Origin of the sequence: Changchengzhania lutea (assembly GCF_006974145.1) — a bacterium.
Lineage (GTDB): Bacteria > Bacteroidota > Bacteroidia > Flavobacteriales > Flavobacteriaceae > Changchengzhania > Changchengzhania lutea.
In genome coordinates this window covers 216,015-238,260 of the sequence record NZ_CP039456.1, presented here as the reverse complement: position 1 = coordinate 238,260, position 22,246 = coordinate 216,015, and the positions used below count along the sequence as shown (strand labels likewise).

The following is a 22,246-nucleotide window of genomic DNA, read 5'->3' as shown; positions in this document are numbered from 1 at the left end:
ATGGCAACAAAAAAAGAAGAGAAAATTGAAGCGTTTTCAAAAACAAAAGATTTTGATAAACAGGAAATTATTAATGAAACCAAAACCACTTTAACTGTGGCCTATGGATATTCAAACCACTATCACAATGTTTTGGTAAAGCATAATATTTCAAAAAAAACAGACACAACTTTGTTCGTGGATGGTAATTTGTCTTTTGATCAGTTTGTTGAAAAGCATAAGGTTAAATCTAAAGATTAAATTAAATGCCAAATCATAAACAGCTCCTAAGCCTATTATCAAACCAAGATGCATCATTAAGTAAGATATATGCATCTATGGCCAGAGACTTGGCAGCTGTGTTAAAGAAGTATAAAGTCAACAATAGTTCCAAATTATGGTTTAAAAACAAAACCGTTAAAAAAGCGGTAGATAACGTTTTAAGCAAGCACCGCCCTATAATTCTGAACCATATTTATGGCCAATCGTCTAAAGCCTGGGAATTATCTAACACCCATAACGATGTTATGGTTAATGACTATATAAAAGGGATTACACTACCTAATGACGGTATATTCTTTCAAAGAAACACCGAAGCTCTTCAAGCTTTTTTAAAACGTTCTCAAAACGGGTTGAATTTATCTGATCGGGTTTGGAATCTTTCCAAACAAACCAAAGGTCAATTAGAATATTTCATTGCATCGGGATTAACTGAGGGCAGAAGCGCCACATCTTTAGCAAAAGACTTGCAACGCTACCTTAAACATCCAACAAGACGTTTTAGAAGACTTCGAGATAAGACTACCGGCAGATTAAAGCTAAGTGATCCTGCCAAAAATTTCAAACCTGGTCGAGGTGTATATCGTTCATCGTATAAAAATGCTTTGCGATTGGCCAGAAACGAAGTTAATATAGCTTACAGAACTGCCGATTTTGAACGTAGAAAGAAACTGCCATTTGTTTTAGGAGTTACCGTTAATTTAAGTCCGGCTCATCCTAAATATGATATTTGTTTTACAGCATGGCAATATAAAATAACTACGTCCAAAGGACAGAAGTACATAAAAGACATAGAAGCCGGAGATTTAGTTTTAACCCATAAAGGTAGATTTAGAAAAGTATCGAAATTATTTAAAAGTACTTGTTATGATGTTGATAAAACTGAAATCCAATACGAAGTGCCTTATGATAATAGAAGTAAAACAAAGAACATTTCTGCAACCTCAAATCATCCTTTTTTAATCAATGGAGAATGGAAAAGAATTGATTCGGCTAAAACTGGTAATGTTATTAAAATTTTAGCAACTAGATGTAAATCATGTGATACTAAAATTCCAATGTATAGAGAATATTGTTCAAAATCATGTTCTTCAAGAAACACAGCTACAAATCAATGGAAAAACCCTGAGCACGTAAAGTCGGTTTCAGAAAAAAGAATGAAAGTCATTAAAGATAATGGTGGTAGAATACCATATCTTGAGGATTGGGTTAATTCAGGAGAAAATGTAAAAAACATAACGTCTAAATCCGCTATAGCCAAAAGGACAAAGTCATTAAAAGCGATATCTGATAGAAAAATGAAAAATGGTACACATCCATTTATTCAACCAGAAAACATTAGAAAATCAGCTCAAGCACTTGGTAATTCGCACAACCGTTCTTTTATAGAAAAAAAAATGCAATGGTTATTAAGTGAGTTAAAAATAAGCAACGAAACACAAAAAATAGTTTTTAGAAACAAAGCAAAAAAACCAAACGGACAGAGAAGATACTTTAAACCTGATTTTGTATTAAGCGACTACAAAATTATAATTGAATGTGATGGTGATTTTTGGCACTCAAAGACAGTAAAAAAGGACTTAGAAAGACAACGTGAATTAGAATCTATGGGTTATATGGTTCTAAGATTTAAAGGAAGTCAAATAAGAAATGATTTAAAAAGTGTTTCTGATGAAATTCAAAGAGTTGTTTATAATCATGAAGAAAAATATGAGTTTTTAGAATATCCAATTTCAAAGGTTAGACACTATAAACAAAAGCAAACTACACCTATAACTAAATGGAATTTTCAAGTTGAAGAAGATAATTCATATATAGTTAACGGAGTAGTGGTTCATAATTGCGACGAATTAGTTGGCGACTATCCAAAAGAATTTAAATTTGTTGGATGGCACGCTAATTGCCTATGCTTCACCACTACCAAACTAGCATCAAAGCAGGATTTTATTAAGCAACTTAAAGGCAAGTCTATTGCGGATAACAAGTTTATAAGCGCCATACCAAATAGAGCAAATAAATACCTACAAGAGAACGCCGATAAAATTAAAGGATTAAGCAGTAAGCCTTATTTTATAAGGGATAATTTTAAGAATACCAAGGATGGGTTTGCTCTTAAAAAATCAACATTAAAAACTAAATAAGCGAATTTGGACTTATTACAATCAGTAGAACAGTACATTATAGATCACGGATTAAACATAACGCCAGAAGAATTATTTGTACAATTCAATCACATTGTAGAAAGCCATCATCAATTTGAATACTACCTAAAACTAAACGGAATTAACGAAAACTTGGAAAAAATGAAAAGGAACAAACGCCTACTTGAAAAACGAAAACTATTTGTCGATTGGTATTTTTTAAAAAACCAAAACAAAAAAAATATTAAAAGTTTAATGATTGAGGCTTCAGAAATGCTTTTTACATCCACAAAAACGATTCAAATCGACTTATTAAAGGAAACTACCGACAAATAAGCAGCAATCTCTTTATTGTATTTGGTTTGCAATATACTTTTAACATCTAATAATAATCTAAATTATCTACTATGTTAAAAGGGAAACTCAAAAAGGCACTCAAAAAGGCAGGGCTTAACGAGGAACTTGCACAGAACATTAATATTACATCTGAAGATCAAATTGAGGGGATTATAATCTCATTGCAATCAACTCAATCTAATGATTCACAATTAGACTTTTCTCAAGTATTGGGATCTCAAGAATTTGCAGATTTTATCGAAAAAAATGGATTCGACGGCGTGCTTAAATTATCTAAATCATTGCAAAGTGAGCACGATAAAAAAGTAACTGCCGGCATTAAGACATTTAAGGATAAATACTTCAAGCAAATTGATGGAGATGACAATGATGATGACGAAGATGGCGCGCAAAACAATGATAATAAAATGCCTGCTTGGGCAAAAGCTTTAATGGAAAAGGTTGACGGAATCGAAAAATCTAAAACCACTGAATCTAAATTAGAACAAGCAAAAGCTGCTATTACAAAATCCGAAGCTCTACCAGACAAACTCAAAGAGAAGTGGTTGTCCAGAATCGATTTAGAAAGCGAAACATCATTCGAAGATCAAGTAAAATCCTTAGAATCCGAACACCAAGAAATTCACACAGCTATTGTGGGAGATAATTCTGGAAGAGGCTTACCTGTTGGGGGGCAATCTAAAAATGATGAAGCCAACAAAGAAGATGTTGATGCTATTGTAGCTAATTTAATTTAATCTTTAAAAAACGAAAAAATGGCAACAGCTAATTTAACGAGTAAAAACAGCGTAGATACCACCAATGATTCGGTGGTAATTACAAAATGTTTGGAAACGGTAGCTGGGGGCAGAACTTTGGATGTAACAGGATTTGGTGATACAGAGATATCTGCCGGACATGTTATAATCGTAGATGATGCCACTGGTAAGATTTTTAAACCGCTTCCAACATCAGGAACGAAACCTGCTGGATATTCCTATGCAGGTATTTTGATCGCTTCAATTCTTACAACAAATGCACAAGCTGCAATCTTGGTTCGCGGAACAGTAAATGAAGCGTGGGTAAAATATGCCGTGCCCGCAGGTGCTAAAACGGATTTAAGTTTAATCAGATTTATAAACGAATAAGGCCATGGTAGCATCAATATTCAAAAACTATATTGCTAAATACTTTCCAAGTATAGCAAAAGGTATTACCGAAAAGGTAAACGATACGGAAAATGAAATTCAGTATGAATACAAAAAGTATTTAAAGAAGGATTTCTCTACAGATATGAAATGGCAATCATTAAGCTCTAACACAAGTGTTGTGGCTGCCGATGTTGTTTCTTTAGATTCTGAACTTTCATTGAAGAAAAGAGGTTCTTACGCTTCTGCAGAAGGTGAAGTGCCAAAATTAGGAATGATTAAGGCTTTAACTGAAAGCGCATTACAAGCCTTAAAAAACTTAAAAGCCAGAGGTGGTAAAGAGCTTCAATTGGTTCAAAAGATTTTTGAAGATTTGGCTGATAGTGTAAAAGGCGTTCATGAGCGATTAGATATCATGTTCTTACAAGCTATGTCTGAAGGTGTAACGCTTATTGACGATACTAATAACACAGGTGTAGGGATTCGTATTGATTTTGGTATTCCATCAGGAAATCAGTTTGGAGTTGGGAAACTTTGGAATGACGCCAATGCAACGCCAGTTGATGATATTGAAAATGTTATCAATAAAGCTAGAGGCAACGGACATGCATTAAAATATCTATGGATGGATAAAACCACTTTTAATCTCTTTAAAAAGAATGCACAACTTAAAGATGCTTTTGCAGGGTTTCAAAAAGTAGATGCTGCTTTAATTTTTAGATTGAAAAAAGAGGATATCCAAAGCTATTTAACCGATGAATTTGGAGTAACGCTTATCATAATTGATAAGATGGTACAAATTGAAAAAGGTGGTAAAAAAGTAGCAGTTGAGCCATGGAAACGAGGTAACGTAACCTTGACTTCTACTTTAGATATGGGAACTTTAACTTATGGCGAATTAGCCGAAGTTGACCATCCTGTTGAAAATGTTGAATATAGCGTTATTGATGACTTCATTTTAGGCTCTTTATTTAGAACCAACAATCCTTTGAAGGAAAATACAAGTGTACAAGCGCTCGCAATTCCTGTTTTGGACAATGTTGACTCTATCTATATCATGGACACAAACGAAGCCGAATCAGATGATGACGCACAAACAGAAGGCGATGCTAATTTCAATTATAACGGAACGAATTATACTAAAGTATCTGTTGTAGCTGGTATTAACGCAGCGCGTGAAGTAGATAAACAAGTGCCTGTGGCAACTGTTGCACAGCAAGACAGCACGTTATCAAACAAAATAGATGCACTCTCAAAAGAAGGTATCGTATTGTTTGAAGCTGAGTTGGTAGCTAGCATATAATGACGGTTCTTGAAGCCATACAAGCTAATCCTGTGTTTATAGATGTTTCTGTAAACCACATAAATACTGTGTTAAGTAGCAGATCTATTGATGGGTCTGCTACCTATACAGAAAGTTCTTTGAAAGATGTTGAGTTAGTAACCGCTGATCTATATATGGATAAAGTGCTGTTGCCTAAGTTTAAAGAAGGTCAACTATCTGTTGAATATAATACGTCGCTCTTAAAAAATAGAGCGTTGGCATTATACAACAAATATGAAGATTCTAAAGCTTTAGAATACAGTCCGCAACCCATTAATGTAGGTGTTTCAGACGCTAGCAATGATTACTAGATATCCACATACAGGTAAAATTGTAGTTGCAACTGAAGTCGATAATGCCGATGGCATATCAACATCAACAAAAGTTGAAACAATATTACAGGGAAGATTTGAGCCAAATTCACAACAAAAGACTTTGGATTATTCAGCTAAGTTTTATTGTAAAAATTTTGGGGCGAACGTGTTTCAGTATGATGGTCAAAATTTTGTATTTAACGGCAAGCAGTTTAAAATCGTACAATTATTTCCCTATCAAACACACTGCGAGATATGGCTGGAATAAGAGCGCTATTTAAAGGCAAGCAAATTGAAAGCATTTTTAATCAACTTCAAAAAGATGTTGATAATAAAGCACTGCAAACGCTTCAATATATTGGAGAGCAATTTGTAAATGAGGCGAGAATAAGTGGTAATTATACAGATAGAACTGGAAATCTAAGAAGCTCTATAGGATATATTATTCTAATAGATGGCAAGATAGAAGATCGTAATTTTCAAGGTAATACAGAAGGTCAGTCGCAAGCGCAAAGTTTTGCAAACGAGATTGCTTTAAAATATCCAAAGGGATATGTATTAATTGGAGTGGCAGGCATGAGTTATGCTGCTTATGTAGAGGCTAAAGGTTTCGATGTAATTACGGGGTCATCACCAGATAGTGATGAATTAGGTTCAATTATAAAAAGTTTAATATAGTGAAATCTAGTATTGATATAGCATCTAAATTATACAAAGTACTGAATGTGGCATCTGTAACAGATGAAATTACAGGAAAGGTTTATATAAATGATGTGCCGGATGGCGATCAGTTAGAAAACATATCAGTAAAGACGTTGACAAATCCGAACAGATATCTACAGGTTGGTTATGCCAATTTGAATATTTATGTACCGGAGGTCATATCTGGAAGGGCTAATTTAAATAGGTTTCAAGATATATTAGCAGTGGTATTGCCACTTGTAAAAGATAACATTTATGATGGCCTTTCATTTCAAATTGATGATGATAAGGGCATTTTCAAAGACAAAGACAGAGATAGCATGTATTTCTATAATTTAAAATTAACATTTCAAACATTGTAAAAAATGGCAAAATCAGATAATATCAGAGGTGTCGAAAAAATCGAGATCGGTTTACCTGGAGACGGGGTAGTAGGCGCAACTTTAACGACATTCGCGGCAGTAGTATTAAATTCATTGACCTTAACAGGAAGTGAAGCTACTGAAGAAACTATTTCAACAGAGCAAGATGATTCTTATTTAACAGTAAACACAGGTGCTAATCCAGCAACCGCAAACTTTAAACTTTACGAAGTTACGGGAGATAGCGCGGTCATGCTTATGGGTGGCGCTTGGGATGATATCAATAAAGTATGGAGTGCTCCTAAAACAGTACCAAATAAATATTTATCGGTAGTTATTACAACAGACGTGACCGAAGGCAAAAAAACAGAAATTACATTTGCTTATGCTAAAGTAGTAGCGAAATTCGACGGTAATATCACAAAAAACGGATTGCTTTCATTGGACGTCCAACTTACGGCTAATACTCCAGTATCGGCTGCAAGTGTTGAAGGCGCGCCTTTCGAAATAAAATTCCAAGTTTAGTTTTTTAGTTTAGTTTGAAGGGTTTTTTATGAATTTAAGAAACCCTTTTTTTAGAATATGGACAAACAGAAGCAAGACATACTCAAGGCTTTGATAGAAAAGCCAACAACGTATACTATTGATGTTAAAGATGCATCAATGCTCCCAGATGATTTAAAGGGAAAACAAACCTTAAAGTTTACTGTAAAACCTCCAACTTTAGAAGTGTTATCAAAATGCGCTTCAATAGTTATGGGCATCCCTGAGGATATTAGAGAATCTAAAGATTTAAATATTGATGAAGCTGTAAGGTACCGTTCCGAAATGGCTCAGGTATTTTCTATTCTTGCACATGGAAAACAAGATGATTATCCGGATTGGTATGTTTCGTTTATTTTGAACAACGTAACAGCTAAAGAGCTGTACATGCTGTTCTATGAAAGTGTTCTAAAATTACAGACTGATTTTTTTTTGAACTCTTTCCAAATTGCAAGCACCAGCAATCCGATGATGATGAACCCGAAAAACGATTCAACCCCTACCAATTAATAGGGAGCGTTTCTAATTATTATAATTACACATTCGATTTTGTTTTTAGACAAATTTCCTTTCAGAATTTAATTCTATTATCGGCATCGGTGCCAAAAGTAAAAACCAAAGAAGAGCGCGAAAAAGAAAAAGAGCCAAAAACATTATTTGATATACTAGCAAAACATGGAAACTAAATTCAACATCTTTTTTGAACGATTAAAAGAAGCTAACTTTTCAGAGAACACACTTTGTAAAGGATTTTGGTTAAAGCTTAAGAAATTGCACCTTAATTTTAATGAATCTGATTGCTGGGAATTACTTATTGATAACATAGAATGGACAATTAATACTGGAAGCATCACAACCGATGAACTCATAGAATGGTTCTCTGAGGAAAAATTATCCGAAAACAATATATTTTATAAAGGATCCGTAAACATAAATAATGGTTTTGCTATTGGCTTAAAAGATGTTGAAATTGAAGCCGTTGGCCATAGTAGAATTATTCTTTTTGATAACGCAAAATGCAAAGCTTTTGATAGTTCCTTTGTTACAGGTTTTAATGATACTGAAATTGAATTAAAAAACTGTGCAGCTGATGTGTTTCATAATTGCAGGGTTACTGCCAAAGATTTTTCAAAGGTTGAAGCTTGGGACAATTCAAATGTAAAAGCAGAGACTTATAGTTGTGTCATGGCTCATGATAAGGTTCAGGTTGAAAATTCACAAAATTCACATACTATTATTATTTAGATTACGGTTAACCTCAATAAAAATATAAGCAATCAGCTTATATTTGCTTCATGGGTTATTTTGCAGAAGTACATATCAATCAAAAACGAAAACTTAAAGATGAAGTTTTTGAGATTATAGATATAAGTTGTTCTAATATAGAGTCTCCACAAGATTATATAATTGCTGTAACATTAAAAAACGAAGAGATAACATTTCAAACAAACATTGAAACTGTCATAAAAGATTACCAATTGGTAAAAGCATAACTATTCATTTTGTAGTTATTTTTAAAATTGACAATGAAGGCGCATCGACGGGTGTGTCTTTTTTTTTGAACTGTCAAGTATTATTTTACAGTTCATTTCTACTCAAAATAAACAATATCACCAACATTGTATTTATCCACAAAATCAAATAACACTCTGTCTTTAAAATCAAGATGGAAGCGGGTATCAATCCCTTGAAAATAGAATCTATTGCCTTCTCTTTTGTAATACAAAAACGGTTCGGTTTCATCAAATAAATGGCCGTCATCAATTTGCTCTAAAACTTGAGCGTAAAAGGTTTGTCTTTGCTGGTCCATTTTCAACATAAACCGATAAGGATTTACTTTTTTACCATCACAATAAGCCCTTGTGTTTTTCCAGCTTAAAACATTTAATCTAAATAATGGGAATAGCTTTTGGTAGGCCTTCATATCTTCATTTACAACTACGATTATTTTATCGCCCTCAATAGTGCCACCCAAAAACAAAGCTGTATGGACTGCCTTTTGAAACATTCTTGATGAGCTTTTACCTATAATGAGCTTAAACATAAACTTAGAGAAACTACCGAAACCAGACCGCAAATTAATTCTTTAAGAGCGAGCAACCAAATACTTTTAAAAAAAGTCTTTTTTCATGGGTGTGGTTAGTGGAGATAATTCATTGTTTTTTGCTACGGCAATAGATAACAGTGGTTTACAACGTGGTAAATTAGATGCTGTAAATATTATACAGAGCATGGCAAGTGGTATATCTAAGATAAACCCGTTTGCTGCTTTAGCAGTTGCTGCAGTTGGCGCATTTACCATTATAGCTAATGAGGGCTATAAAATGGCCGAGAGTTTTGAATCTGCTATGGCCGAAGTTAAGACCATTGCCAATGTTTCTGAAAAAGAATTTAGCAAGCTCCAAAAAAACGTTTTTGATATTTATAAGCGTTTGGGCACCGAACCGCCTGATAAATTAGCAAATGGTCTTTATGAAATTATAGGTGCTGGCTTTGAAGCTGGAGATGCTTTAAACATTTTAGAAATAGCTTCTAAATCTGCTACTGCTGGTGTTACTGAAACTGCGGTTGCCGCTGATGGTTTAACTACTATTTTAAATGCATTCAAATTAACCACCCAAGATGCTCAGGAAGTCGCAGATATTATGTTTGCGACCGTTGACCGTGGTAAGATATCTTTTGAAGAACTTTCAAGTCAAATTGCAACCGTAGCACCTTTAGCGGCATCAAGCAATATCTCATTTCAAGAAATAGGTGCCGCAATTTCTACACTTACAAAACAGGGTGTTCCCGCAAGTGTAGCTATGACACAAATACGTTCGGCTGTTATTGCCGCAAATGAAGTATTGGGAGATGGCGCATTTAAAACATTGTCACTCCAGGAAGGACTTCAAAAACTATTTGAACAAGCAGATGGTAGCCAAAACAAACTAAAGGAGCTAGCAGGTAGAATAGAAGCTGTTAACGCTATTATAGGTATTGCTGGACCAAATATGCAAGGCGCTGCTGATGATTTGGAAGCGATGAAAGATGCTGCAGGAAGTGTGGATAGGTCTTTTAAAACGATAACTTCTACAAATGCTAATCAATGGGAGATATTTAGTAATAGAATTAAAGCCACCACAAAAGGCGTTGGAGATGCAGTTCTTGATATGAGTAATGATATCGCTGGAGCTTTAAACGGTTTGTTTGATGACACCCTAGCGGATAGTGAAAAACTAAAGAAAAGTTTTGATGACCAACGATTAAAAGTATTTGAATTAAAAACGCAATTAGGCAGATTAAATGAAGAGAGTGATGAGCGTAAAAAACTGATTCAAGATATTATAAAAGAATACCCTGAATTTTTAAAAGGTGTAGATGCTGAAAAAGTAACAAATACAGAGTTGCTAGGCATTTTGGATAAAGTAAATGAAGCCTATAAAACACGCTATAAGTTTGCTCAACGTCAACAAGATTTTCAAAAAGAACTTGAAAAGCAAGGTAATATTGAAATTAAAATCGAAGATGTACAAAGTGAAATTAATGATCAACTTTCTAAAATTCAACAAGTAGCTGATAATAAAGGATTAAAAATAAATATTGATTATTCATTACCTAATGAAGAAATTTTTAAGGATGTTAGAAAACAAATAGATGAAGGAGAAAAATCTTTAGGTATTACTGCTATAAAAGGATTAGGAACTGGAACTGGATTTAGCAAATTAGGTCAGCAATTATTTTATTTGGTAGAAAATGAAAAAAAACTAAATAAAGAATTAATTACACAAACATCTATAGTTGATGAAATACTCCAAAAAAATGAAAAAGCCCTAAAACTAGACCTTAAGCGTGCCGAAGGTAGGGAGGAAGCCATAAGAAGGATTAATGCAGCTTCAAAAGAACAGGATATTTCACAGTTTAAAGATTCAGGGTTTGAAGATGTAGAGACTGCTTATAAAAACAGAATTAAGATAATAACTGATCTTGAAAAGATTGGTAATGTAACGGCCGAGCAGTACAAATCAAATAAAAACATACTTAAGGATTACTTGGCCTCAGAAAATAAGGAAATTAAAGAAGCCGCCAAAAAACGTGAAGCCTTTTTCAATTTTAAACCAAATCCATCTGGCTCAAGTGATGATGATAGAACAGATATCGAGCGTTTTGAGGATGATTTAAAAGAGCGAAAAAAACAATACGATAGTTACAATAACTATGTTGCTCAATTAGGGAAAGAAGCCGCAGATAAAGAGTTTGAAACGCTTTTAAAACAAGGTGCAAATTTTACTGAGTACTTAAGAAGCCAGTTAAAAGAGTTTCAAGAAAACGAAGCGAAAAAGAAAGCTATTGTAGATACTGCATCACAAAATAATCTAAATCTTAAGCCTAGAGAAATACAAAAAGCCGTTAGCGCTTTAAAACCTAATCCTACTGTAGAGGATGTTAAAATTGATACCACTTCAATAAATGCAATTGAAAGACAGATAAAGCAATTGGAAGAAAAGCGTAAAGCTGCTATAACTCAATCTGAAAGGGATATACTTCAAGCTAAGATCGATGCAAAGCGTAAAGAATTGGATATTGCAAACAGAGCTGTTAACGAAGAGCAAAACCTATATGAAAACCTTACCCGTAGCCTAGGCGATTTAAACAATAAAGCGCTTAGGGCGTATATAAAATATTGGCAAAAAAAGCTTAAAGTAGCCAAAAAAGGATCTAAAGAAGCAGCCGAGGCCGAAAGCAATATTCAGTCTGCCGGGGAACAAATAGGAAATAACATTTCTGGTACTTTTCAAGAAGTTTCAGGGGTTTTATCAGAGGCATCATCCTTATTTAAAAAGTTTGGTGACGAGGATATGGGGCAACTACTAGATCAATTAGCAGGAGTTGCTCAAGGTGCTGGAGATATTGCTAAAGGGATAGCATCTGGCAATCCTTTAGATATTATTAGTGGGGGTTTAAAAGTCCTAAATTCTGCTATAACAGTTGAAATAGATTCAGATACACCAAAATTTGAAGCGGCTATAAAAGACTTGGAAAAAGCTATCGATAAATTAGACTATGTAATTTCTCAAAGTGTTGGTAAAGATAGGGTCACAGGCAGAAAGCAAGCTATTGAAGATTTAAAAGACCTCGAAGAACAGACCAAATTAGCAACCGAGGCAGAGCTTGCAGCGCGTAAGGAAGTTAAATTCTTAGGAGTAAGAATTGGTAAAAAAGGTAAAGGAAGCGGAACGGATCCTGCAAAGCTCGAAGAGTTTGAGCAAAAAGCAGAAGACGCTAGGCGCAAGGCTCAAGAATTAAGAGAGCAGCTCGACGAGCTATATACAGGTACCACAGAACAAACCATTGTTGATAGCATCATTTCAGGATTAAAAGAGGGCAAGCGAAGCGTTGCAGATTTTGCGGACGATTTTAAAGATCTAATGCAGGACGCATTATTGCAGGCGTTTCAAATTAAATATTTAGAGAAAGAGATAGAGAAGTTTTATGATGCCTTTGCCGATGCAGGATCAGATAGTAATTATACGGCAGAGGAAATTGAGTCGTTGCGCAACCTATACGCTCAAATGATTAACGGGGCAGAAAGCGATTTGGACGCCATCAATCAAATATTAGAGGAATCTGGAATAGGCGCATTGGGAAGTGATGATTCAAGCAGGAAAGGCTTGTCCGGGGCAATTTCTACAATCACAGAAGATACGGCTAATATATTGGCAGGCACACTTAACAGCATTAGAATAGATGTATCAAACGGTATTCAAATAGCGCAACAAAGCTCGCTCTATTTATCCGAAATCGTTCAAAATACAACCTACAACAGGTATCTGGAAAGCATTGATATTAAGATGTCTAATATAGAAACGGCTATCTCTCAATTTGAATCTAAAGGGTTGACAGGATGATAAACGGTAAACCATATAGTGATTATGGATTTATACCTATAAATTTTTATGGGTTTCTTGATATGCCCTCAAGGTTAGGAGAAACATTTTATGATTGGGGCGAATATATTGAGCCACTTGTACATGAAGATGATTTATTTTGGAAAAGCAGGGAATTTAAAATTGATGTTTTTTTCGATAATCGCTTAACATTAAAAACATTTAATCAATCGGTAAATGAATTGAGTTCTATAGTTGGTTTTTTTCCTATAACTAATGAATTCGGAACTTTTAATGTAAAACTAAAAGAGGTCAATAAATTAAAGCACTTTAATGACTTGAATGTAGTCTATAGACTTGTTTTTGTTGAAGAAGAACCGATGTTTATAGGTGCAATTCCCGCGGCCGTTGGCGGATTATATTTAACTATAGATGGATATAGTCTATTCTCAGACTTTAAGGTGTTAACCGAGATCGTTAAGCTTAACGATAATATTGCCACCTTAAAGCAATCTCGTATTACAACGAGCACGCCTCAAAAACAATTAACAGATTTTAGGACATTTAAAAACATCGAGATCAAGTGTCATATGCTAAAATCTGATGATTATATAAACAATATAAACAGATTAAAAAAACTACTGTCACAAAGTGATTTTAGACAAGTGGTCTATAAAAGTGTTGATTATAAATGTTTTATAACAGATGGGTTTTCAGTAAAAATTGAGAAAGAGAAAATTCAATTTACTATATACCTAAACATTTTTAGTCAGGTTGGTCTTTTTACGGATTCTTTATTCGGTTCAACCCTGTTCTTTAACGGAAATCAGAAAAAAATAAAAGAATCACTTTTCGAATACAATTTATTTAAAACAGGAATTTTTCAAAGATAATATTATGGTACAAAAAACGATAAGAGAATGGAACAATAATCAATATTCGGCAGCAGAAGGTGCTGAGTTGATTAAAGAATTGGACGACAGAACAAAATCATCACAAGCTGGTTATAATTCTGTAGATGAGTTAGCAACCAAAGTTAAGGCTGTTGAGCTAAGTGGTGGAGCTGCAGGTGCCGATGGGGATAGCGCATACGAAGTAGCTGTTGCAAATGGCTATGTGGGTGATGAAGCTACTTGGTTAGCATCTTTGGTTGGACCAGAAGGGCCACAAGGGCCGTCTGGTGGAGGGGGAAGTACGAACCCTAATATTTATATCGTTAATGACATTAGCGATATTACTGGAGACCAAAGTACTAATGCCAATAGAATATGGGAACTACAAGCCGATATAGATTGTGCTGGTGCTGTTATAGATCTTTCCGCTTACAACATCACACTAAAAGACGGGGGTGGCAAATTAACCAATTTCACTTCTATTAATTTGGGAAATTTTAGGACAGACGGAAACCCGAACGCTGTGTATTTTGACCAGAGCGGAACTATCACTGGAGAGTGCCTTGATAAAATAGTATATATAGAATGGTTTGGCCCTAATAAAAATGAACATCTAGTTGATAATACTGTTTATCCAGCAACTTTAAATGGAGCGCTATCAGACCATAAAGCTGTACAAAATGCAATGTCTGTGACACCATTGACAGGAGGTATTATTTCTGTACCACCAAAAGCAAGAATGATGCAAGGTGATGGTACTAATCCGGATTATGGCTATACTACAAATCCGTTCTTGGGTATATCTGATGGTGATTTTACAGATGTTGTTCCAGATAGCGGAAGCAATTATGTAGGCGAGTTGCAAGGTTTTGAATTTTCTAATTATACAAACTTAACAATATTAGGAAACGGTGCAACCATTAAAGCAAACCCAAACCAAACAAATGTTCTTGATAACAGGGGATTTGCATTTAGTTATTGTGACAATCTAGTAGTTAAAGATTTAACATACGATGGAAATATATTCCAACGAAATATGTATATGACTGGAGTTTCATCTAAAAACTCACAACATGGATTTGCTATTAAATCTTGTAAAAACCCACAATTTGAAAATGTAACCGCACAATATTGTGTTATGGATGGCTTTGTTCTTGGAACTTCATCTGGTGTAGATGCGGGTTTAGGAGGCTCATTTAAAAATTGCAAGGCTTTATATAATTATAGAACAGGGCTCGCAAATGTTGGTCATTCAGACATCACATTTTATGATTGTGAATTTTCACATACGGGAAAGGTTCTTGGTATGCATGAAGCATTTCAAATTCAACCTGCACATCAATATACTATCTATTCTTTAGGTGATACAAACTGGACTTCGATAGGCGCTTCTGGAACACCTACAGTAGGCGAAACATTCATTTCGACTGGAGTAGGTTCTGGTACAGGCTTAGCTTATGGTAGATACATGACCCATAGCACAAGTTCTGGAGTAGACATGGAATCGAGCAACAGTAGTATAGTTGATAAGGCTAATAGAGGACAATGGAACGTTTCATTTATTAGGGTTACGTTTGACAGTAATTTTGGTGGTGGCTTGCAAGACCATTGGGGGTCAATAAACACTACCGTTCGAGATTGTATATTCATAAACGACGGCTACTATTCACCGCAGGATTCTGTTGAAGAAACGACTGGTAATGCTACGATTGTAGATAATAAATTTTATAATGGCACAATAGATGCCAGAGCAGGTGGAGCTCATATTACTGGAAATAAGATGTATTTTACAAATTATCCAGACACCCAACAAGGAACTGGAGGTTATCCTCCAATGGTTGAAGAGACAAGTTTTAATCCTCTAAACATTACCGATGTAGGCGATTATTTCTCTAATGGTTTTCATAGAAGAACAATTATTAAAGACAACTTTGTTAAGGTGTTTACTGATAATCCTAATTTTGCCAATACAGGTGTCACTTTAGGTAGACTTTATGTGGATGTAGAAGGCGCGGAAGTAAAAGGTAACCACTTTATAAACGTGGTAAGTACAAGCGGTTCTATGGCTACATTAGGAGTGACCAAAGCTCTTAAAAGTGTTATTGACAACACTTGGAGCATCGACGCTCAAACATTGTCAAAATATGGAAGTTATGGGTCTATAGATGTTGACGAAAGTACAAGGGAATTTGATAATATCATTGACTCTAACTATGGAAGTTATGGTAAATGGGGTGTTCATTCATTTGGAGCGAACACGAGATTTAATGCTAAGCCAAACACTATTGACGGAGATGAAGCTTATGTCATTCATGTACCAAGAGTTAGTGCTTTTTTAAAAATAATCACTAATAATTCATCAGCTCAAGGCGCTGGAGTAAGTGAAACATGGTTATCAACAGACACACCTTCTTATAGAAATAGTAACGAAAATCAAGGAGCAGTTGAAAATGGTTGGTATTCTTCAGATCCAACAGAAAGCGTAAATCCGAGAACAGGTAATAATAGTTATAGAATTGTTGTAAGACACGACGAGGTAGGTAATTCTAATTTAACTTCTACTCTTATAGTTGATTGGTTTGGAGAAAATGGCGATGCTTATTCAAGTGATGAATTTTATATTATGCGTGAAGATTTTGCACAAACAGCACCTAGCGCAACATTTACTGGCACAGAAACAGATTGGACGGTTACAGGAATTCCAGCAGCAGGGTATCAACTATTGGTAAACAATAGTTTACAGGTGTTGACAACAGACTATACTCTCACAGGCAGTACATTCTCTTTTGTGACACCTCCAGGAGCAAATGATGTCATTATGTACATACCTACAGACACACAATTTAGAAAAGTTTACACAGGTGGTAAATCTGGCACAACGTCTCAAAGACCAACTATAGGTGGACTTAATAATTATACTGAAATAAAATTATTAGCAGAATATAAAAACACAGAAACTCTTACTGTTGAACATTGGAACGGCACAGCATTTAATTAAAAAGGTTAAAGCACTCAAGAAATATTAATATGATAATATACAGGGGCATATACGAGTTATTATCTTTAGAAATTGATAACAACACACAGCTAAAACAAGAATTACAAGGGGAAGATGTTGTACAATCTAATTTTACCTTAGAGCATTATTATGAATTTAAGATAGGCGATTATATAAATTGGAGAGGGAAGAAATATACAATTTTTAAACAGCCTTCTGTTAAAAAGATTCAAACCAATCAAATTCAGTACAACCTTGAATTTGGTAGTGATATCTATAGATTACTAAATGCTGTATATTTATTGGATAGTCAAGGAGAGTTCTTTTTGTTGGGCGATCTACAAAAATTTGCAAACCTGCTTGTGGTAAACCTTAATAGGCTTGCAGGAGAATCTTTTTACCAATTAGGTACCGTACCCGCAACAGATGTTAAAAACTTAAACTTTTCTAATTCTAATTGTTTGTTGGTGCTTCAACAAATTGCAAGTGAATTTGGTAAAGAATTTGAATTTTCAACAGATGGCACCACTATTAATTTTGTTGACAAAATCGGTGTTGACACCGCTCTAGTATTTCAGTTTAAACAAGGATTAAGACATATTGAACGACAAAAAATATCAGACACAAGCTTGGTAACACGATTGTATGCTTTTGGGGGAGAGCGAAACATTACAAATGATTATGGCAGTAAACGATTAAAGATCAATCCCATTGAACAGAACACTGGTTTGTTTGGGGCTATTGAAGGTGTAGTGACATTTGATGATATCTATCCACATAGAGAGGGCACAATTACGTCGTTAGGTCCTGATGAATTTATATTTATTGATTCTGGTATTGATTTTAATTTAAACGACCAGCTGATGCCGGGGGTAAAAGCAAAGGTGACATTCAATACCGGGGATTTAGCGGGATATGATTTTGAAATCCTTAATTATAATAGTTCTTTAAAACAGTTCGAGATTATATCTTATGAAGATGAGAACGGATTGGTATTGCCAAACGCAACACTTAAACCCAATATTGGAGATGAATATGTGCTGCACGATATTATTATGCCTCAAATTTACATAAATAATGCAGAGGCTGAATTACTCGTCAAAGCGACAGAATATATTAATTTAAACAGCAAGCCTAACGTTATTTATTCCATATTGCCCCACCCCCCATATTTAAGAGAAAATCTTATTCAATTAAATGTAGGGGATTTGGTGACCGTCAAGGATGATGATTTTGAAATCGAATATCAAACGAGGATATTAAATATTACCCAAAGTTTATCGAACCCTTATATATATTCGATTAAGGTAGGCGATAAATTAACCGTAAATTATATTACAAAAGTTTTAGGAGGCCTAGGTGAATTAGATGATAACATAACTATTGAAAGGTATGATAGAACCGTTCATTATAACAGGATACGCAGAAATTTAAGAAATATTGACGAGCTACGGGATTCTGTATTTGATCCTGATGGGTATTTTGACACAGGAAATATACGGCCATTGAGCATCGAGACCAATATGCTTACCGTAGGAAGCAAAAGTCAACAGTTCTTGATTCGTGAATTGTTAATTGAGGCAAATTATCAATCGGATCCCAATAAAACAAATATAGGCAATGGAGTCTTGGTTCATTTTCAAATAGAGGACACGATAAAAGAATGGTCACTAACTGGCGCCGTTAAAACACATGCAGATTTAAATCAGTATTACTACATATATGCCAGATGCAATAGAAGTGGAACTACGGGGGATTTTTTGTCCACCTCAATACAATATAAGGTAGACACAGGATCTACTTATTATTACTTTCTTATAGGCGTGATCCATTCTGCTCAAAACGGCGTTAGAGGTATCAGCCTTACCTATGGACAGACAACCATAAATGGTAAATTTATAACTACGGGAAGGGTGCAATCAGTTGATGGCATAAATTACTTTGATTTAGATACAGGTCAATTTTTTATAGGTGACAGCAACAGCAGTTTGGATTGGAACGTTACCAATCCCAATAAACTGACCATTAAGGGAAGTGTTATACAGACATCCGCAGGAGTACCCATAAACATAACCAATTATAGGGGTCTTTTTAATATAGGAACAACCTATAATGAGGGAGATACGTTCACCTATAATGGTGTTGTTTATCATACACTTTCAACTATAGTTGGAACAGCTCCACCAAATCCCACGTATTATGAGCTATATGTAGATAAAGGCGAGGACGGAGCGGATGGTCTTGATGGTGCTCAAGGGCCACAGGGCATTCAAGGAGTGGACGGAGCGGACGGACAACCAACTTATACATGGATACGTTACGCAGATGATGTTAACGGTACCGGAATAACAAATGACCCAACCGGAAAAACTTTTATAGGTTTTGCCTATAACAAAACCAGTCCCTTAGAAAGCAATACGCCAGGTGATTATACTTGGGCTTTGCTATCAGGAGAAGGAGTTCCAGGCCCAGCTGGAGCAGATGGACAAACCACTTACACTTGGGTTAAATATTCCGATAGCGCAGATGGTACTGGATTATACGACATACCAACGGCCAGTACGCTTTATATTGGTATAGCGGTCAACAAAACCACCGCTACCGAAAGCACTGATAAAACAGATTATACTTGGTCAAAATTTAAGGGAGACAATGGTGCCGATGGTGCCGATGGTGTAGATGGTGTTAATGGATCTGATGGACAAACAGGTCCGAGCATTGTTTTTAGGGGTTTGTTCTCCGCTTCGGAAGTTTATTATAACAACGATAAGCGAAGGGATGTGGTTAAATATACCGACGATGTATATTATATATATAATGGAACAGATGGAGTTGCGCTGGCGTGGTCAGCTTCTAATTGGGAAAGTTTTGGAGCTCAGTTTGAAAGCGTTGCAACCAATACATTATTATCAGAAAATGCCAATATTGCTGATTGGATAATCCAAAACGGTAAAATCACCTCACAGGCCGAATATAATGGAAGTCCTAGGGCACAATTAGATGGTACAAACGGAAAACTAACATTGATAAGCCCTATAACGACCTATACCGGTTCAGGGGGCACAAGAACATACGAGCACACTTTAGAGTTAGATAGTGCAAATGGGAGGATAGAAGCTAGGCATACTGGAGATTCGTTCCAAAATTCAGGAGTTTCATATGTAGACAGTGAGGGGGTCTTTGCAAACTTCGCAGGAACTCAAGCGTTGCCTGCCAGTTCTGGAATTGAAATTAAAGGATCAGTCGTTGGGCTTGGAAATGGTAAATTGGACAGAACGGCATACTCAAGCAACAATGCAATATGTGGAGTTGTGGGCATGGCCTCAAATTCATCAAGTGACCCCGCGCCTAGTTATGGGGGTTTGTTTTTTGGATTAAAATCCTACGGGTTTTTCATTAATGTAAAAACAATAACTGGATCTAGTCATTATGTATCAGGTTCAGAAGATTATATCTCTTGTTATAATACAGGAACTACAAATATTTACCTGCCTACATCTAACAGGTATATTGGAAGAGTAATTTATATTAAGCGTATTAATGGCGGGGTTCTGATTCAGGGCAATGGTATAGATTTATTAACAACAACTAACGTTTCATCAATATCCATCAATGATGGCAGGCTAGCAATTCTTGTATACGACGGTACTTACTGGTGTGCGAATGTTATATTGACAGTTTAATACTATGGTGATAATAAACAAATATTTAGTTCCAAATGGATATGCGGCAATAGCGCTATTTCCATTTATATTTTTTAAGAAAAAAGAATACATAAACCCAGTAAGACTAAACCACGAAAAAATTCATTTAAGACAGCAATTAGAGCTGTTGCTTGTGTTTTTTTTCGTTTGGTATTTTCTTGATTTCTTAATAAAATACTTAAAGTACAAGAATTGGAATTTAGCATATAGAAACATTGTTTTTGAGATAGAAGCCTATAAATATCAACACCAAGCGAATTATTTAAGAAAACGCAAGCCTTATGCCTTTTTAAAATTGTGAGAAACTACCGAAAAAGGAAACAGTAGAATTATTTATTTGTCACAATTATTTATTCATTAGTAACTTATTAAGTTAAAATTAGGTTTAAATAGGTTTTAATGGATTTAGATGTAGTTGGCTTTATCGGTGCTATTACCGCATTCATATTGGGCCTTTTAAAATATAAAGGAGATCAAAAAAAGAAAAAACTAGAAATAGAAAATTTACAGCTTGAGAACAAAAAACTAAGAATCGAGCAGGAAGAATTAAAATTTTTAAAAACTGAACAACATGAAAAATTAAGCTTTTACGATGATATAATAAAACTGGTAATTGTTAATTCTATACAAGATTGTGTAGAAAGAATATTTAAAACTACTTCTGCAGATAGAATTCTAATATTAACAGCAAGAAATGGTAAAAGCTCTTTTAAATCGGCGGATGCTATTATCGATTTTTATAAAAATGGTTATGAAAGATTAGATGCTGTTCGTGTTTACACGAATGTAGAATTAGACCCTCATTATGTTAAAATGTTAAAAGACACAGAGTATTATGGTTTTTTTGATGTTGAAACTGCTAAAATGGCATCTCAGATCTTAAAACATTTTTATGAGACAGAAGGTGTAAAACACGCAAGGATGTTACCGATATCTCGATTGCCAATAGATGAGGATAATGATTTTTTGGTTTATGTCAGTATTGCAAAGCATACAGATTCAGAATTCACTTTAGCTGAAAAAACAATTTTTAATCTAAACAACAATAATGGGTTTAAGCCCAACATCCAAAAGTTGTTAAAAACTGCATACTAATGAAAAATAGAGCTATTGCATTAATAATTACCCTTATGATGGGGACAGGCGTGACCATATTTAACTACACAGGAGAAGACGTTGTTCTTGAAAGCGGCGAAACCGTTAAAACGGGAACACTGCCCAAACATTTAACAAAGGCTTTCAAAAAAAGAACTTTAGAGAAGCCTTTATACATTACTTTCCATCACACAGCTGGTAACAAAAATCAAACCGTTGAGAGCATCGCTAAAGATCAAATTAAAAGAGGCTTTGCAGAATTTGCGTATCATTTTGCTATTTACGAAGATGGTAGCGTGTATGCTGTAAATGATATTGAAGAAACCACATGGCACGATAGCGGACAAAATACAAATAGTATAGGGGTTGTTTTCGTGGGTAATTACGAAACATACTTATTATCTAAAGAGGCTTATAATTCAGCAAATCAGCTATCTGATGCGTTGTGTAAAACATTTCATATCATAGGTATAAGAGGGCATAGAGACACGAGCCCTACTTTGTGTCCTGGTGAGAACGTTTATAAACAATTGAAGCAAAAACTATTTTATTAACTAAATA

Annotated in this window: 22 protein-coding genes; 21 read left to right on the top strand and 1 reads right to left on the bottom strand. The window is 34.9% G+C overall.

From position 1 onward, the window contains the following. The 14 genes from FAF07_RS01105 to FAF07_RS01040 all read left to right on the top strand — a co-directional run bounded on the left by FAF07_RS01105 (position 1) and on the right by FAF07_RS01040 (position 8,621). Positions 1-240 carry a hypothetical protein gene (locus FAF07_RS01105; RefSeq protein WP_142783360.1) on the top strand — a complete coding sequence of 80 codons (240 nt, stop codon included), beginning with the start codon at positions 1-3 and terminating at the stop codon, positions 238-240. Between the two features lie 5 nt (positions 241-245). After that, positions 246-2,399, top strand: a complete 2,154-nt coding sequence (locus tag FAF07_RS01100) for a DUF559 domain-containing protein (protein ID WP_142783359.1) — start codon at positions 246-248, stop codon at positions 2,397-2,399. Between the two features lie 6 nt (positions 2,400-2,405). Next, positions 2,406-2,735 (top strand): hypothetical protein, encoded by a 330-nt coding sequence (locus FAF07_RS01095; RefSeq protein ID WP_142783358.1) that lies wholly within the window; start codon positions 2,406-2,408, stop codon positions 2,733-2,735. Positions 2,736-2,806: 71 nt separating this feature from the next. Next, entirely contained in the window at positions 2,807-3,493 is a 687-nt protein-coding gene (locus FAF07_RS01090) for a hypothetical protein (protein ID WP_142783357.1), read from the top strand. A gap of 18 nt (positions 3,494-3,511) precedes the next feature. Continuing rightward, entirely contained in the window at positions 3,512-3,883 is a 372-nt protein-coding gene (locus FAF07_RS01085; protein WP_142783356.1) for a hypothetical protein, read from the top strand. A 4-nt stretch (positions 3,884-3,887) separates the two neighbouring features. After that, a complete protein-coding gene (locus FAF07_RS01080) occupies positions 3,888-5,186 on the top strand; it encodes a major capsid protein (RefSeq protein ID WP_142783355.1) in 1,299 nt (432 codons plus the stop codon). After that, the gene (locus tag FAF07_RS01075; protein WP_142783354.1) at positions 5,186-5,518 is read left to right on the top strand and encodes a DUF6706 family protein; all 333 of its coding nucleotides are present in this window, start codon (positions 5,186-5,188) and stop codon (positions 5,516-5,518) included. The genes FAF07_RS01080 and FAF07_RS01075 overlap by 1 nt, the downstream gene beginning before the upstream one ends. Next, on the top strand, positions 5,508-5,789 hold the full coding sequence (locus tag FAF07_RS01070; RefSeq protein ID WP_142783353.1) for a hypothetical protein: 282 nt from the start codon (positions 5,508-5,510) through the stop codon (positions 5,787-5,789). Before FAF07_RS01075 ends, FAF07_RS01070 begins: the two co-directional genes overlap by 11 nt. Next, positions 5,777-6,199, top strand: coding sequence for a hypothetical protein (locus tag FAF07_RS01065; RefSeq protein WP_142783352.1), 423 nt, complete (start codon positions 5,777-5,779; stop codon positions 6,197-6,199). The genes FAF07_RS01070 and FAF07_RS01065 overlap by 13 nt, the downstream gene beginning before the upstream one ends. After that, on the top strand, positions 6,199-6,585 hold the full coding sequence (locus FAF07_RS01060; RefSeq protein WP_142783351.1) for a hypothetical protein: 387 nt from the start codon (positions 6,199-6,201) through the stop codon (positions 6,583-6,585). The genes FAF07_RS01065 and FAF07_RS01060 overlap by 1 nt, the downstream gene beginning before the upstream one ends. A 3-nt stretch (positions 6,586-6,588) precedes the next feature. Then, positions 6,589-7,110, top strand: a complete 522-nt coding sequence (locus FAF07_RS01055; protein WP_142783350.1) for a hypothetical protein — start codon at positions 6,589-6,591, stop codon at positions 7,108-7,110. A 57-nt stretch (positions 7,111-7,167) separates the two neighbouring features. Further along, entirely contained in the window at positions 7,168-7,638 is a 471-nt protein-coding gene (locus tag FAF07_RS01050) for a hypothetical protein (protein ID WP_142783349.1), read from the top strand. 165 nt (positions 7,639-7,803) lie between these two features. Further along, positions 7,804-8,373 (top strand): hypothetical protein, encoded by a 570-nt coding sequence (locus FAF07_RS01045; protein ID WP_142783348.1) that lies wholly within the window; start codon positions 7,804-7,806, stop codon positions 8,371-8,373. Positions 8,374-8,423: 50 nt separating this feature from the next. Beyond that, entirely contained in the window at positions 8,424-8,621 is a 198-nt protein-coding gene (locus FAF07_RS01040; RefSeq protein WP_142783347.1) for a hypothetical protein, read from the top strand. Positions 8,622-8,719: 98 nt separating this feature from the next. On the opposite strand, the gene FAF07_RS01035 is transcribed toward FAF07_RS01040, so the two are convergent. Then, on the bottom strand, positions 8,720-9,172 hold the full coding sequence (locus FAF07_RS01035) for a hypothetical protein (RefSeq protein ID WP_142783346.1): 453 nt from the start codon (positions 9,170-9,172) through the stop codon (positions 8,720-8,722). An 85-nt stretch (positions 9,173-9,257) separates the two neighbouring features. Here FAF07_RS01035 and FAF07_RS01030 point away from each other — a divergent pair, with 85 nt between their 5' ends. The 7 genes from FAF07_RS01030 (at position 9,258) to FAF07_RS01000 (ending at position 22,239) form a co-directional block, all read left to right on the top strand. Further along, entirely contained in the window at positions 9,258-13,016 is a 3,759-nt protein-coding gene (locus tag FAF07_RS01030) for a phage tail tape measure protein (protein WP_142783345.1), read from the top strand. Beyond that, a complete protein-coding gene (locus FAF07_RS01025; RefSeq protein WP_142783344.1) occupies positions 13,013-13,888 on the top strand; it encodes a hypothetical protein in 876 nt (291 codons plus the stop codon). The genes FAF07_RS01030 and FAF07_RS01025 overlap by 4 nt, the downstream gene beginning before the upstream one ends. A 4-nt stretch (positions 13,889-13,892) precedes the next feature. Next, positions 13,893-16,886, top strand: coding sequence for a hypothetical protein (locus FAF07_RS01020; protein ID WP_142783343.1), 2,994 nt, complete (start codon positions 13,893-13,895; stop codon positions 16,884-16,886). Between the two features lie 29 nt (positions 16,887-16,915). Further along, positions 16,916-20,569, top strand: coding sequence for a phage tail protein (locus tag FAF07_RS01015; protein ID WP_142783342.1), 3,654 nt, complete (start codon positions 16,916-16,918; stop codon positions 20,567-20,569). Positions 20,570-20,573: 4 nt separating this feature from the next. Next, complete coding sequence (locus FAF07_RS18740) at positions 20,574-20,891, top strand: hypothetical protein (RefSeq protein WP_142783341.1); 318 nt, start codon at positions 20,574-20,576, stop codon at positions 20,889-20,891. A 98-nt stretch (positions 20,892-20,989) separates the two neighbouring features. Further along, positions 20,990-21,685, top strand: a complete 696-nt coding sequence (locus FAF07_RS01005) for a hypothetical protein (protein ID WP_142783340.1) — start codon at positions 20,990-20,992, stop codon at positions 21,683-21,685. Next, the gene (locus FAF07_RS01000; RefSeq protein ID WP_142783339.1) at positions 21,685-22,239 is read left to right on the top strand and encodes a peptidoglycan recognition protein family protein; all 555 of its coding nucleotides are present in this window, start codon (positions 21,685-21,687) and stop codon (positions 22,237-22,239) included. Before FAF07_RS01005 ends, FAF07_RS01000 begins: the two co-directional genes overlap by 1 nt. The last annotated feature ends 7 nt before the right edge of the window (positions 22,240-22,246 follow it).